The sequence below is a fragment of the Parahaliea maris genome, from assembly GCF_008064665.1.
GTDB classification, from domain to species: domain Bacteria; phylum Pseudomonadota; class Gammaproteobacteria; order Pseudomonadales; family Halieaceae; genus Parahaliea; species Parahaliea maris.
In genome coordinates this window covers 268,477-282,253 of the sequence record NZ_VRZA01000003.1, presented here as the reverse complement: position 1 = coordinate 282,253, position 13,777 = coordinate 268,477, and the positions used below count along the sequence as shown (strand labels likewise).

Here is a 13,777-nt window from a genome sequence, read left to right as displayed (position 1 = left end):
CGCTATGGTACGTGATCGGGAGGGGGCTGTCAGACCCGGCAGGGCCGGCTGTACCCGGGCAGCCTTTTCAGGCATCCTGCAGCCTTTCGGACTGCCGGCGCGGCGGGCCGTTCGCGGTCACCAGAACAACCACAACGAGAATTTCCAGCCTTGAGCGTAACCAGCCATACCAACCCTCGCCTGACCCTGCCACTGGCCCTGACCCCCATCATTTTCCTGGTGGCGATGCTGGCCTGCTCGGTCTACCTGTTCGGTTCCGACTCGTCCTATGGCGCCAACCAGATTGCCCTGGTCCTCGCCAGTTGCGTCGCGGCCCTGGTGGGCCAGCGCACCGGCATCCGCTGGCGTGAGTGCCAGCAGGGTATCGTCGACGGCATTGGCGTCGGCCTGGGACCCACCCTGATCCTGCTGTCGGTGGGCATGCTCATCGGGACCTGGATACTCAGCGGCACAGTACCCGCCATGATCTACTACGGCGTGGCGGTGCTCGATCCGTCCATTTTCTACGCCGCCAGCGCCGCCATCTGCGCCATCGTGGCCATCAGCATCGGCAGTTCCTGGACCGTTGCCGGCACCCTCGGCATCGGCCTGATGGGGATTGCCGGCAGCTTCGACCTGTCCCCGGCCATCACCGCCGGGGCCATCGTGTCCGGCGCCTACTTCGGCGACAAACTGTCGCCCATGTCCGACACCACCAACCTGGCCTCCGCCGCCACCGGCGTCGACCTGTTCGACCACATCCGCCACATGCTGTGGACCACCGTTCCCAGCTTTACCATCGCCCTGCTGATCTTCGCCCTCATCGGCAGCTCCGAGGCCGCCACCCCGGAGGAGATTGCCGCCCTGCAGGACAGCATCCGCCAAGAATTTGATATCGGCCTGCACCTGCTGTTTCCCCTGCTGGTGATGCTGGGCCTGGTGTACAAGCGCTTTCCGGCCTACCCGGCCATTATTGTCAGCGCCCTGGTCGGCGCGGTCTTCGCACTCATCTTCCAGCCCGATACCGTGCGCGGACTGGCGGGCGAAGCGGGGGAACTGGGCAGCAGCTTCCTCCTGATCAAGGGTGTCTGGATCAGCCTGTTCAATGGCTATGTGTCCAACAGCGGCAACGAGTTCCTCGACGCACTACTGAGCAAGGGCGGCATGAGCAGCATGCTCAACACCGTGTGGCTGATCATTTCCGCCCTCGGCTTTGGCGGCGTGCTGGAGCGTACCGGCATCCTCAACTACCTGCTGACCCTGGCCCTCAAGGGCGTCAACAGTGTGGCTTCCCTTGTCGCCACCACCGTCGGCACCTGTATTGCCGCCAACATCCTGGCCGCCGACCAGTTCATCGCCGTGGCCCTGCCCGGGCGCATGTACAAGGACGAATACGAGCGCCATGGCCTGTCGCGCCTGAACCTGTCACGCACGCTGGAAGACTCCGCCACCCTCACCTCGGCCCTGATTCCCTGGAACACTTGTGGGGCCTACATGGCCGCCACCCTCGGTGTGGCAACCATGTCCTACGCACCCTTCGCCTTCTTCAACCTGCTGTGCCCGGTTATCGCCATCATCTACGCTTTCTTCAATTTCGCGATCAAGCCCGCGGAGGAGCCTGCCACCGGGGCTCCCGCCGCGGCTGAAACCGAGGCATGAGCGAACTGGAGGCACTATGGGACCACCCCGGTCCCTTCGTGGTGGAGCATCGGGTCAGCCCGGAGGATATCGACGGGCTGGACCACACGAACAACACGGTCTATGTAAAGTGGTGTGAGCAGGCAGCCTGGGGCCACTCGGTGTCCCTCGGCCTGGACCTGGACTGCTACCGGCGCCTGGACCGGGCTATGGCCATCACCCACGCGGAATACGACTATCTGCAGGCGTCCCGGGCGGGGGAGGATCTGCTCACGGCCACCTGGATTGTGGGCTGGGATCGCAAGCTGACGATGGAGCGACGGTTCCAGATTATCCGCTCTGCGGATGGGGTGACCTTGCTACGCGGGGGGATGCGCTTTGCCTGTATCGAGATCAGTACGGGGCGGCCGCGCAGGATGCCGGCGGAGTTTGTTGAGGGGTATGGGCCGGCAGTGATTGGTATATAGCAAGGACGAGCAACTGGTCACAAATTCATAACTCCACGGTCGCGGCTACGGGGGTGTGCTTTCCCGGACACGCTGCAAGTACGTCCATGTACGCTTCTGCTCGACATCCATGTCTCACAGAGTCCGGAAAAGCACACCCCCGCATCCACTCCCTCCAATCTCGAAGTTTTGGTACTTCGTAATGGATACACAACGTATAGGGAGGTGGTTACTGAACCGAACTTCTCGCCTGCATTGAGGCGTTGGGTGTGGGCCGGCCTCGGCGGACTCTATGAGGCATGGATGCCGAATAGAAGCGTACATGGACGTATTCACAGCGTGTCCGACGAGGTCGGCCCGCAGCCAACGCCGGACTACCTACGAAGAGCTTATAAAACATGGGAAGCCTAACTCCGCGACCAATCAAACGCCAAAACCCGCCGGATATCCCGCTCCCCGGTGGCCAGCATCAACAACCGATCCACCCCCAGCGCCACCCCGCTGCACTCCGGCATCCCCACCTCCAGAGCCTCCAATAGCAGTTCATCAATCGGCCGCGGTTCCTGCCCAAGAGCCAGCCGGCGCTCATTGTCGGCGACAAACCGGGCCCGCTGTTCGCCGGCATCGGTGAGCTCGTGATAGCCATTGGCCAGCTCGACCCCATCGATATAGAGCTCGAAACGCTGCCCCACTGCGAAGCCATCAACAGACACAATCTTCGACAGCGCCGCCTGGGAAGCCGGATAGTCGTAGACAAAGCACAGGCCCTGTCCGGCCAGCCAGGGCTCCACCTCGTGGGTCAACAGCAGGTCGAGCCACAGGTCGCGGTCCCCGGAAAGGTTGCCCAGGTCGTGCCTGGCCCGGGCCCGGGATTCCAGTTCCTCCACCGGCTGCAGAAAGGGGTCGATGCCGATGCTGTCGAGAAACAGTTGGCGGTAGCTGAGGGCCTTCCAGTCGCGCGGGCCGAGGCAGGCGCACACCAGGTCGGCGACTTCGGCCATCAGGGCGTGGTGATCGAAGCCCGGCCGATACCATTCCAGCAGGCTGAATTCCGGGTTGTGGCGGGAGCCGGCCTCGCCGTCGCGGAAGGCCCGGGCAATCTGGTAGATCGGGCCGGAACCCGCCGCCAGCAGCCGTTTCATGGCGTATTCCGGGGAAGTTTGCAGGTAGCGCGGTTGGCCGGCTACAGACTGACCGCCCGCAACGATCAGGGGCTCGATGGCAGGATCCGTGATACCGGCGCTACACAGCAGCGGAGTTTCGACTTCGAGAACGCCGCGCTCGTCGAAAAAGCGGCGCAGGGTGGCCAGCAGCCCGGCGCGGGCCCTGAGTTGCTCGAGGCCCGCGCCAGGTTGCCAGGACACAGGGCTTACTTGCTGACCCGGTTCTGGTATTCGCCGGTGCGGGTGTCGACGCGGACCACCTCGCCGGTGGTGATGAACAGCGGCACTTTGACGACTGCGCCAGTGGTCAGGGTGGCCGGCTTGCTGCCGCCCTGGGCGGTGTCGCCCTTGAGGCCGGGGTCGGTCTCGACAATTTCCAGTTCCACGAAGTTGGGCGGGGTGACGGACAGCGGGGTGCCGTTGTACAGGGTCACCACGCACTCGTCTTGCTCCTTCAGCCACAGGTGGGCTTCACCCACAGCCTTGGCATCAGCCTGGTGCTGTTCGTAGGTGTCGGGCTCCATGAAGTGGTAGAACTCACCGTCGTTGTAGAGGTATTCCATGGTGCGGTCCATCACGTCGGCGCCTTCCAGGCTTTCGCCGGACTTGAAGGTGCGCTCCCAGACGCGGCCGGTATTCAGGTTGCGCAGGCGCACCCGATTGAAGGCCTGGCCCTTGCCGGGTTTGACGAACTCGTTCTCGAGGATGGAACAGGGGTCACCGTCCAGCATTACTTTGAGGCCGGAACGGAATTCGTTGGTGGAGTAGTTAGCCATGACTGTGTGAGAGTTGCTGAAAAAATGGGCGCCAATCATACCGCACACGGGCGCGTATTGGCAGCGTCGGGTACACCCAGGCCGGCCAACCGTGGCTATGGCGGTAGGGTTGCCAGATAGGCTACTCTTTACCCAGAACGGTTCACAGAGTCCGCGGCCATCCATGAGTGAGAGTACTCCCATCAAGCTGCGCATACCGCGCCAGGATCTGGAGCAATTCAGGACGTTTGCCCTCAATGCCGATGCCGCCCGAGAGTGGGCGAAAGCGCTGCCCGCCAGCGACTTGCGCGGCACGGTAGGGCAATTGCGGGAAGCGGCCCGCGACCTGAACCGGGTCGAAATGCCTCCGGTCCAGCGCCACGAGATACTCGAGGCCCTCTCGCCCTCCCTCAACAGCGCCCTGCAGCAGTTGTCGCGGCGCTTCCTGAACCAGCCCCTGGTGCTTCCCGAGGACGCCCGCCAACTGGCGGAACTGGCCGAGAGCCTGCTCAGCCTGTTCAGTACCGGTTACACCCTGGTGGCGATTCACGCCATTCAACGCTCCTCCGACGAGCACCGGGTCAACCCTGCCCGCCTGGCCTGCGAGGCCCTGCAGCGGGCGATCGAGCTCACTGGCCGTCGCATGCTGCAGGTGTTTCAGCTCTACCAGCCCCTGGAAGCCCAGAGCTGGTTGACCCTGCACCAACTGTATGCGCTGGGCGAACGCCAGCAACTGGCGCGGCTACCCATTCGCGACCAGCACGGCCGCGAACTGACCCTCACTGACGCCTACCTGCAGGTCGCCGTACTGGGCTGTTGCAAGCCCAACCAGTTGCGCCAGACAGACCTCGCCGGCCTGTATCGCGCGCTGCAGGAACGCTGGGGCGCCATGTTGCAGCTACAGGGCGTTGGCAGCGGCGCCAACAACCAGTTTGTGATCGACCTGCGCAGCGACCAACCACCGAGCTACAACACCGGAACGCAGCGCGGTAGTGACCTGCGCTATATCGACACTGGCGGCCTGATGGCCCACCTCCAGCAACTGAAGCAGCAGGAACGCAACCAGCGCGGGAGCGGTAATCTGCAGCGGGAGCTCGGCCTGCCGCCGTCCATAGTCGATCACCTTATCGCCGCCCTGTCCGCTCCCGGCCAGCGCAATTTCAGCCGCCGGTCGGGCAGCGCCGAAACCCTCGAGGTCGCGGTGGGACTGAGCAGTGCTCACTACCACTGCGCCGGTGGACGCACCTTCCGTGAGTTCCTCCCAGCGCACCTGGCACTGGCGGATGCCGAAGACAACCCCTTTGGCGTGCGTTCCCGCGGGAGCGATCTCTGGGAAGAATCGGAAACCGATGACATCCACCGCGGCGAAGCCGATGCGGGCAGTCACAGCAGCGCCGACAGCAGCCATTCGGTGCAGGTTGACCCGCTAACCCTGGCGCGTATCGAGGAGCAGCCACCCCCCGATGAAGCACGCGGACAGGAGCGCTTCACCATCTATCAGGCGACCGTGGTCAACGCCAGCCCCGGCGGCTACTGCCTGGCCTGGAACGACCCGACACCGGTGACCCTCCGCTCCGGCGACATACTCTGCGTCCGGGAACCTGGGCACGAGGACTGGGTGATTGCCACGGTGCGCTGGATCAGCGCACTGGAACAAGCCAGCACCCTGATCGGGCTGGAACTGCTGAGCCCGAGGGCCATGCCTTACGGCACGCGGGTAGTGGGGCACGGCGGGGCACTCAGCCGGCCGATACGCGTCCTTCTGCTACCGGAGATCCCGCTGGTCGGCAAACCTCATACCCTGCTCACCCCCCGCACCGGGTTCCGCGAGCGCCAGCGGGTGGTACTCCTGGGCGACGGCGAGGAATTCCTGATTCAGTTGCTGCGCCAGGTTAGTGCGAGCAGCAGTTACAGCCAGTTCGATTTCCGCTACATCCGGGAACTGGAAAAGAGCAGCAGCGCCGTCGCCGAGGAGGTATCCCTGCCTCGCTCGAGCTTCGACTCCCTGTGGTCACAGATCTGAGCGCACCCCCAGTCAGTGCTGCTGATAGCGGTCGGAGATGCCCAGCAGATAGAGGATGGCGTCCAGGCCCAGGGTGGAAATGGACTGTTCGGCGCGCTGTTTGACCAGGGGTTTGGCGCGGAAGGCGACACCCAGACCGGCGACACTCAACATGGGCAGGTCGTTGGCGCCGTCTCCCACCGCAATCACCTGCTGCAGATCGATACCCTCGCGGGCCGCTATCTCCCGTAACAACTCGGCCTTGCGGCGACCGTCCACAATGTTTCCCGTCACTTTGCCGGTCACCCGGCCGTCGACGATATCCAGGTCATTGGCGTAGACGTAATCGATACCCAGCCGTTGCTGGAGCTGGTGGGCAAAGTAGGTAAAGCCCCCGGAGAGGATGGCGGTACGGTAACCCAGGCGACGCAGGGTGCTGATCAGGTGCTCCGCGCCCTCGGTGATCCGGAGGCGGGCTGAAATACGCTCCAGGGCCTCTTCCGGCAGGCCCTGCAACAGGGCGACCCGGGCGCGGAAACTTTCGCTGAAGTCGAGCTCTCCGCGCATCGCGCGTTCGGTGATCTCAGCCACCTGCTCCCCGACGCCCGCTTCCAGGGCCAGTTCATCGATGACCTCGGCCTCGATCAGGGTGGAATCCATATCGAAGGCCACCAGGCGCCGGTTGCGGCGGAACATATTGTCCTGCTGCAGGGCCAGGTCGACATCGAGGCTGGCGGCCAGCTCCAGCAGATCGCTGCGGAAAGCTTCCGGATCGGCCAGCGGACCGCGCACCGAGAACTCCACACAGGCTTTGCTCAGGGGCGGCAGTTCGCCCAACGGCAGGCGACCGGACAGGCGCGTGATGCCATCGATGCCCAGCCCGTGGCCGGCAAAGACGGCGCTGACCTGGCTCACCTGCTCCGCGGTGATTTTGCGCGCCAGCAGCGTAATGATGTAGCGTGCCCGACCCTGGGCTTCCACCCATTCACCATAGGCCGCCGGCGCGACATTCTCACTGCGCAGGCTCAGCCCCTGCTCATCAGCAAAGGATTGCAGGGCATCGCGCAAGTCAGCGGCGTCACAGCCGGGTGGCAGTTCCACCAGCAGACCCAGGGAGAGGGTGGAATGAATGACCGCCTGGCCGATATCCAGCACATTACCGTTGTGCCGGGCCAGGACGGCGGTCACCGCGGTGGTGATGCCGGGGCGATCCGGACCGGAAAGGGTCATCAGCAGGATCTGGTTCACGGGGTGATCTCGTTGGCAGCGGAGCGCGGTATTCTACCCGCGCCGGGCTGGCTGTGAAACCGGACACAGACCCGGGGCCCAAACGCCGCAGCGGCCCCCGGGTGGTTTATACTGTCGCGCTTTGGGGAGCGATGGCGGGCGACGTGATCAGCCGGATACAAAACCTGAAACTGGGGCAACAGCTGGCCCTCGTTGCTGCGGGCTGTTGCCTGTTTGTCAGCCTGTCGCTGGTGTTACTGGCCACCTCCTCCAGTCAGCACCTGCTGCAGTCCCAGCAGGCGGAACACGGTAACGCCCTCGCCCGGCAAATCGCCAATCGACTCGGCACGGCACTGGAAACCGGCGACCTGCTGAGCGTAGCAGCCTCGCTGCAGCGCTTTGTAGCCGACTCCCCCGCCGACCAGGTCGCCATCTACGACGTCGAAGGCAAAGCCCTGGGCCAGGCCGGCAGCCCCCGCGGTAACAGCCAGCAGCAGTACCGGGCGCCAGTCCGTGTGGCCTCCGATATTGCCGGGGAGGTCGTGATCACCCTCAACACTGACAACGCCCAGGCCGCCCGCTGGCGTTTCCTGCTCAGCCTGCTGGGCCTGGCCATCCTCCTCAGCTCCGCGGTCTACGGACTCACCTTGCACCTCGGCCAGCGCCTCGGCAAACAGTTGCTGCAGTTGGGCCGCAGGATAGCGCTGGAAGAAAACCGCGGCGGCCCCCGGCCACCCAACGAGGTACAGTCCCTGGCCGTAGACATAGACGCCCTGCCCATGGACCTCCTGCGCGCCCGCTCGGGCACCGGCCCCCGCGACGAAAACTACGACAGCAGCGCCATTCTCTACATCCACCTTACCAGTCTCACTGAATACGTGGACACCCTCGACGAGGAATCCCTGCACCGCTACACGGACCGCCTGCACCAGGTGGTCTATGCCGCCGCCGGCTTTTACGATGGCCGCATACAGGTCATGCGCCAGTTCGGCCTCGCTATCCTGTTCAGCGGCCAGGGCAACGCCGGCAGCGCCGCCTTCCGCGCGGCCTCCTGTGCCTGGCTGGTACAGGCGGTGAGCCGCGAGGTGGAAAAACAGATGTCGCTGTCGCTGGGCATGAATATGGCGGTAGCCCACAGCGAGCTCGGCCTGGGCGACGAGACGGATATCTATCCGGGCCTGTATATGCAGCACACGCTGGATGAGCTGCAGAATGTCTGCGCCAGCCGGCCGCCGCGGGTGATGCTGTCACCCGGGGTCTGCGAGGATGTGGAGGTAAACGGCCGGCTTGAAGCACAGCCCAGTGAGCTGGGTGATTACTCGATTCTGGAGAGTTTCGAGGGGCCCTATGCGGATTTGCTGGAGCGGCAGTTGCAGTTGATATTGCGGAAGATCGCGGGGCCGTGAACTATCGCGCTGTTAATCTGGTACTTTGCCCTCGGGAGCTCTGATCTCTGACAGGGGCGCCCCCCGCACGGTAGGGCCTCTCCGCGACACGCTAAAACCGCGCCGTCCATGGCTCGCTCGGCAATGGCCATCCATGGCCATTGACGGTCGCTACGAGGCCCTCCCGTACGGGAGGCTTCAGTTCACGCTACGCACTTCGTAAGGAAGCACCGAGCGCGCCTACCCCATCAGTGTGGGTACTACGAACAAAGGCATGCCCGCCGGATAAGCACTCGCGGACCTCCCGAGCGGCCGGCTTCACTTCGAGTGATGAGCTTCGTAAGAAGGCCCAGACTGCCTAAAGCTGTTTAACGTACCTCAGGTCAGATGAAGGCGTGGATGTCGGAGGCGTAATTGCGGACTCTATGAGACATGGATGTCGAATAGAAGCGTACATGGATGTATCCACAGCGTGTCCGCAATTACGCCTCCGGCAGCCAGGCCGCCACTATCCAAGAGCAGTGCTCCATACAACTGTCGATCTCAGGCATCGGGCCGGCGAACTAGATGAGGAGGGCCTAACCCTCCACCACCATGCTATCCACCTTCTGGAACCCCCGCGGCAGCTTGTTCCCCCGCCGCCCGCGCTCACCGATATAGTGCTCAAGCTCAGAGAACTTCAGCTTCAAGTGGCGCTTGCCTGCGTAGACCACCAGAGCCTGTTGCTGCGTGAGCACCTGCACCGAGACCATGTACTCCTCCCGCGCCTGAACCCGCGCGCTGGGGATGCCGATGATCTTGTTGCCCTTACCCCGGGCCATCTGCGGCAGCTCTGCCAGGGGGAACACCAGCAGGCGCCCCTCCGTGGTGACCGCCGCCACATAGTCGCCCTCACCAGTGCCGGCAATGGTCGCCGGCTGCATCACCTTGCCGCCTTTGGGCAGGCTCAGGGCTGCCTTGCCGGCCCGGTTCTTCGATTGCAGGTCGGCGAGTTTGGCGACAAAACCGTAGCCCGCATCGGAGGCCAGCAGACAGAGCTGGTCCTCGGTGCCCATCATCATGCCCTCGAAAGTCGCCCCCGAGGGAGGGTTGATGCGGCCGGTCACCGGCTCGCCCTGGCCCCGGGCCGAGGGCAGGTTGTGGGACGCGAGGGTGTAGGAGCGGCCGGTGGAGTCGAGCATGACCACCGGCTGGTTACTGCGTCCGCGCACCGCCAGCTTGAAGGCGTCGCCGGACTTGTAGCTGAGGCTGGAGGGGTCGATGTCGTGGCCCTTGGCGGCCCGGATCCAACCCTTGTCGGAAATCACCACCGTAATGGGGTCGGCGCTCATCAGTTCCAGGGCGGAGAAAGCGCGCGCCTCTTCGCGTTCGGCCAGGGGCGAGCGGCGGTCGTCGCCGTACTGCTCGGCGGCGGCGATGAGTTCCTTCTTGATCAGGGTCTTCAGGCGCGCTTCCGAGCCGAGGGTCAGCTCGAGTTTTTCCCGTTCGGCGTTCAACTCGTCCTGTTCGCCGCGAATCTTCATTTCCTCGAGCTTGGCCAGGTTGCGCAGTTTCAATTCGAGGATGGCTTCCGCCTGCACGTCGGTAATCCCGAAGCGCTCCATCAGCGCCTGCTTGGGTTTGTCCTCGGTGCGGATGATATGAATCACCTCGTCGATGTTGAGGTAGGCAACGAGGTAACCTTCCAGGATGTGCAGGCGCTTGAGCACCTTCTCCAGGCGGTATTCGAGACGCCGGCGCACGGTGGTGGTACGGAAGCTGAGCCACTCCTTGAGGATGACGTTGAGCGCCTTCACCGCCGGGCGGCCGTCGATACCGATCAGGTTGAGATTGACCCGATAGGTTCTCTCGAGGTCGGTGGTGGCGAAGAGGTGGCTCATCAGCGCCTCTACGTCCACCCGGTTGGAGCGCGGCACGATCACCAGCCGGGTCGGGTTTTCGTGGTCTGACTCGTCCCTGAGGTCGGCCACCATCGGCAGCTTCCTGGCCTGCATCTGCTGGGCGATCTGCTCCAGCACTTTGGAACCGGAGACCTGGTAGGGCAGCGCGTTGACCACAATGTCACCGCCATCCCTCTCCCACACGGCGCGCATACGCATCCCGCCGCGACCGGTCTCGTACATGGCGAGGATCTCCTCGCGTGGGGTGACGATCTCCGCCTCGGTGGGGTAGTCCGGCCCCTGCACGTATTCACAGAGCTCGGCGACAGTTGCTTTGGGTGATTCCAGCAGGTGCACTGCGGCGTTCACCACCTCCCGCAGGTTGTGGGGCGGCACGTCGGTGGCCATGCCCACGGCGATGCCGGTGATGCCATTGAGCAGCACGTTGGGTACCTGGGCGGGCAGCACGGAAGGCTCGTCCATGGTGCCGTCGAAGTTGGGCACCCAGTCCACAGTGCCCTGGCCCAGTTCGCCGAGCAGGACCTCGGCGTAGGGGGTCAGGCGCGATTCGGTGTAGCGCATGGCGGCGAAAGACTTGGGATCATCCGGTGAACCCCAGTTGCCCTGGCCATCCACCAGCGGGTAGCGATAGCTGAAGTTCTGGGCCATCAGCACCATGGCCTCGTAGGCCGCGCTGTCACCGTGGGGGTGGAACTTGCCGATCACATCGCCCACGGTACGGGCCGACTTCTTGAACTTGGCCGTGGCCTTCAGGCCCAGCTCGCTCATGGCGTAGACGATGCGCCGCTGCACAGGCTTCAGGCCGTCGCCGATATGCGGCAGGGCCCGGTCGAGAATCACGTACATGGAGTAATCCAGGTAGGCCTTCTCAGTATATTGCTTCAGTGACACCTGTTCGGTGCCTTCGTTATCCATTTCCACTATGTCGGACATGGGAAAGTCGTCCTGTATTCGGTCATCGGTAGCTGGCCGCCATATCGGCGGCTGTGACCGTCGACCCGCTGCCGCGGGCCGACCGGCCTAGATTTGCGGTTTGCGAGTGTTGCTGCGCAGGCCCACCAGTTGCTCATTGAGGTTGACGATGGAGTTGGCCATGTCGATCAGCAGGCTGTGGATGGTGGCAGGGTTGCTCTTGATCAGGTCAGTGAACTGTTCCTTCGGTACTTTCACCACGGCGCAGGGTGTTTCCGCCCGCACGGTGGCGCTGCGATCGGCGTGGGTGAGGGCCGCCATTGCGCCAAAAATCTCGCCCTCGCCAATGCGCCCGACGATCACGTCGTCCACCAGCACCTCGGCACTGCCGGAAGACAGGTTGAATACGTAATCGGCGCGCTCGCCCTGGCGGATAATGATTTCGCCCGCCTCGAACATTTCAAAGCCCGGCGTAGCCTGACTGTCTTCGTGGGTCCGCGCCGCGGTGAGTCGCAGCATCATGCCGGCATAGGTGATCAGCAAGCGGGTCCAGAGTTTGATCGCCGCCGGGTCGGAAAAGACCCGCTGCATAAACTCCAGGGCCGGATAGCTGTACAGACTGGCGCCCGCCTCGCTGCCGTAGAAAACAGCGATATCACGATTACCAAGGCCGGCAATATCGGGCAGCAGCATGTCCCCCTCCTCGAGGAAGTACACTGTGCGGCCGCGATAGCGGGCACTGATGGAACCGCTGTCCACCAGGTAGAACTTGCCACCATCAAAGCCCCTGAAATTGCCCTCCGGGGTCGCCTCAACCTCCACCCGCACCGGGGGGATGTTGACCAAATCCAATAACGCCGACACCAACTCCTTGTGCTGTTGGTTGAGTCGGTTGAAATCCTGTGCGAGCTCCGCGTTCGCTAACATTTTTCGCCCTTGTTGTACCAGGAGCTCTGGCGGCTCCCTGCGTCCCACAACATCGTCTCGCCGCCCGCCAGATTCCGCGGCGGCAACGCTGGGCAGTATAGTAGCAAGAGCCCTCCCGGGGGAACACGGAATCGCCGTCAACACCGGCGCTCATGATAGAATCGCGCGACTTTTTCAGGAGAAACCCCGTGAATATCAGCCAGCACACCGTGGCCACCTTCCACTACACCCTGCGCAACGAGCAGGGCGAGGAACTCGAAAGCTCCCGCGACGCCGACCCCAGCGCCTACCTGCACGGCGCCGGCAATATCATTCCCGGGCTGGAAAGCGCCCTGGAGGGCAAGAGCGCCGGCGACCATGTCGAGGTCACCCTCGCCCCCGCCGATGCCTACGGCGAGCGCCGCGAGGAAGCGGTACAGAAGGTGCCGGTAAAGCACCTGATCTTTGAAGGCCGGCTGCGCCCGGGCATGATCGCCCAGCTCAACACCAGCCAGGGCCGGCATCCGGTCACTGTCACCAAGGTGGGCCGTCACTCCGCCACGGTGGACACCAATCACCCGCTGGCCGGCATGGCCCTGACCTTCGAGGTCGACATTGTAGAAGTCCGCGCTGCCAGCCAGGAAGAAATCGATCACGGCCACGCCCACGGTGTCGGAGGCCATCACCATTGAGTGGCACGGCCGCCCAGTTGCACTGGCAAACCCTGACGTTTGACGATCTGAGCCTGGACGCGCTCTACGCTGCGCTGCAGTTGCGCCAGGCCGTGTTCGTGGTGGAACAGGACTGTCCCTACCAGGACCTCGACGGCCTGGACCAGGCCTCTTTCCACATGCTGTGCTGGCGCGGCGATGAATTGCTGGCCACCCAGCGCTGCCTGCCCCCCGGGCTCAGTTACACTCAGAGCGCCATCGGTCGCATCGTGGTATCACCCCAGGCCCGGGGCCTGAAGCTGGGCCGGGAACTGGTCCGGCGGGGTATCGACTTCAACCTGGCGCAGTGGCCGGGCAGTGGTATCCGTATCGGCGCCCAGGCCTACCTGCTGGATTTCTACACCAGCCTGGGCTTTGTCAGTGAGGAGGATGAGTACGTGGAAGATGGCATCCCGCACATCCATATGCTCTTCCGGGCCACCGGTTAAGCGCGTTCGGCGTCACCAGCCAGCATCGGGATGGACCTGACACTGACCGGCAAAAGCCAGCTCAGTCAGAAAAAAGGCTTCCAGTGACCATACAAACCTGGTTACCGCTGATCAGCGCTTGATTACCTATTCACTTTTGCTATTAACTTACGGTTTCGCTAACAGGCGCTATTTTCCTGGAGCGCCAGAACGTAGACCGACTCGACGGTACTTTTTCATTCGGCATTCACCGGCATGACGGCCGTTACAGGGAAAGTCAGGGAATAGCCGAAAAATGACAACCACGCCGGCTGAATCAACGGAA

Annotated in this window: 11 protein-coding genes; 6 read left to right on the top strand and 5 right to left on the bottom strand. The window is 63.5% G+C overall.

The window, feature by feature from the left end:
• Positions 1 to 150: 150 nt before the first annotated feature.
• Positions 151 to 1,638: a Na+/H+ antiporter NhaC gene (nhaC, locus tag FV139_RS09655; protein ID WP_235898607.1), complete on the top strand. Its 1,488-nt coding sequence runs from the start codon at positions 151 to 153 to the stop codon at positions 1,636 to 1,638.
• Complete coding sequence (locus FV139_RS09650) at positions 1,635 to 2,084, top strand: acyl-CoA thioesterase (RefSeq protein WP_148068228.1); 450 nt, start codon at positions 1,635 to 1,637, stop codon at positions 2,082 to 2,084. Before nhaC ends, FV139_RS09650 begins: the two co-directional genes overlap by 4 nt.
• Positions 2,085 to 2,470: 386 nt before the next feature.
• Here FV139_RS09650 and epmA read toward each other — a convergent pair whose 3' ends face one another.
• Both epmA and efp read right to left on the bottom strand, forming a co-directional pair.
• Positions 2,471 to 3,427: an EF-P lysine aminoacylase EpmA gene (gene epmA, locus FV139_RS09645; RefSeq protein WP_148068227.1), complete on the bottom strand. Its 957-nt coding sequence runs from the start codon at positions 3,425 to 3,427 to the stop codon at positions 2,471 to 2,473.
• Positions 3,428 to 3,432: 5 nt separating this feature from the next.
• The gene (gene efp, locus FV139_RS09640) at positions 3,433 to 4,002 is read right to left on the bottom strand and encodes an elongation factor P (RefSeq protein WP_148068226.1); all 570 of its coding nucleotides are present in this window, start codon (positions 4,000 to 4,002) and stop codon (positions 3,433 to 3,435) included.
• A 163-nt stretch (positions 4,003 to 4,165) separates the two neighbouring features.
• Here efp and FV139_RS09635 point away from each other — a divergent pair, with 163 nt between their 5' ends.
• Positions 4,166 to 6,004 carry a GTPase gene (locus tag FV139_RS09635; protein ID WP_148068225.1) on the top strand — a complete coding sequence of 613 codons (1,839 nt, stop codon included), beginning with the start codon at positions 4,166 to 4,168 and terminating at the stop codon, positions 6,002 to 6,004.
• 12 nt (positions 6,005 to 6,016) lie between these two features.
• On the opposite strand, the gene serB is transcribed toward FV139_RS09635, so the two are convergent.
• Positions 6,017 to 7,231: a phosphoserine phosphatase SerB gene (gene serB / locus FV139_RS09630; RefSeq protein WP_328592278.1), complete on the bottom strand. Its 1,215-nt coding sequence runs from the start codon at positions 7,229 to 7,231 to the stop codon at positions 6,017 to 6,019.
• A gap of 53 nt (positions 7,232 to 7,284) precedes the next feature.
• Here serB and FV139_RS09625 point away from each other — a divergent pair, with 53 nt between their 5' ends.
• The gene (locus FV139_RS09625) at positions 7,285 to 8,616 is read left to right on the top strand and encodes a hypothetical protein (protein ID WP_148068224.1); all 1,332 of its coding nucleotides are present in this window, start codon (positions 7,285 to 7,287) and stop codon (positions 8,614 to 8,616) included.
• Between the two features lie 557 nt (positions 8,617 to 9,173).
• On the opposite strand, the gene parC is transcribed toward FV139_RS09625, so the two are convergent.
• Positions 9,174 to 11,429, bottom strand: a complete 2,256-nt coding sequence (gene parC, locus FV139_RS09620; protein ID WP_148068223.1) for a DNA topoisomerase IV subunit A — start codon at positions 11,427 to 11,429, stop codon at positions 9,174 to 9,176.
• Positions 11,430 to 11,516: 87 nt separating this feature from the next.
• On the bottom strand, positions 11,517 to 12,335 hold the full coding sequence (locus FV139_RS09615; RefSeq protein WP_148068222.1) for a Crp/Fnr family transcriptional regulator: 819 nt from the start codon (positions 12,333 to 12,335) through the stop codon (positions 11,517 to 11,519).
• Positions 12,336 to 12,523: 188 nt separating this feature from the next.
• Between FV139_RS09615 and FV139_RS09610 the strand changes: the two genes are divergently transcribed.
• Entirely contained in the window at positions 12,524 to 13,006 is a 483-nt protein-coding gene (locus FV139_RS09610) for an FKBP-type peptidyl-prolyl cis-trans isomerase (protein ID WP_148068221.1), read from the top strand.
• On the top strand, positions 13,003 to 13,473 hold the full coding sequence (locus FV139_RS09605; RefSeq protein WP_235898606.1) for a GNAT family N-acetyltransferase: 471 nt from the start codon (positions 13,003 to 13,005) through the stop codon (positions 13,471 to 13,473). The genes FV139_RS09610 and FV139_RS09605 overlap by 4 nt, the downstream gene beginning before the upstream one ends.
• Positions 13,474 to 13,777: the final 304 nt, after the last annotated feature.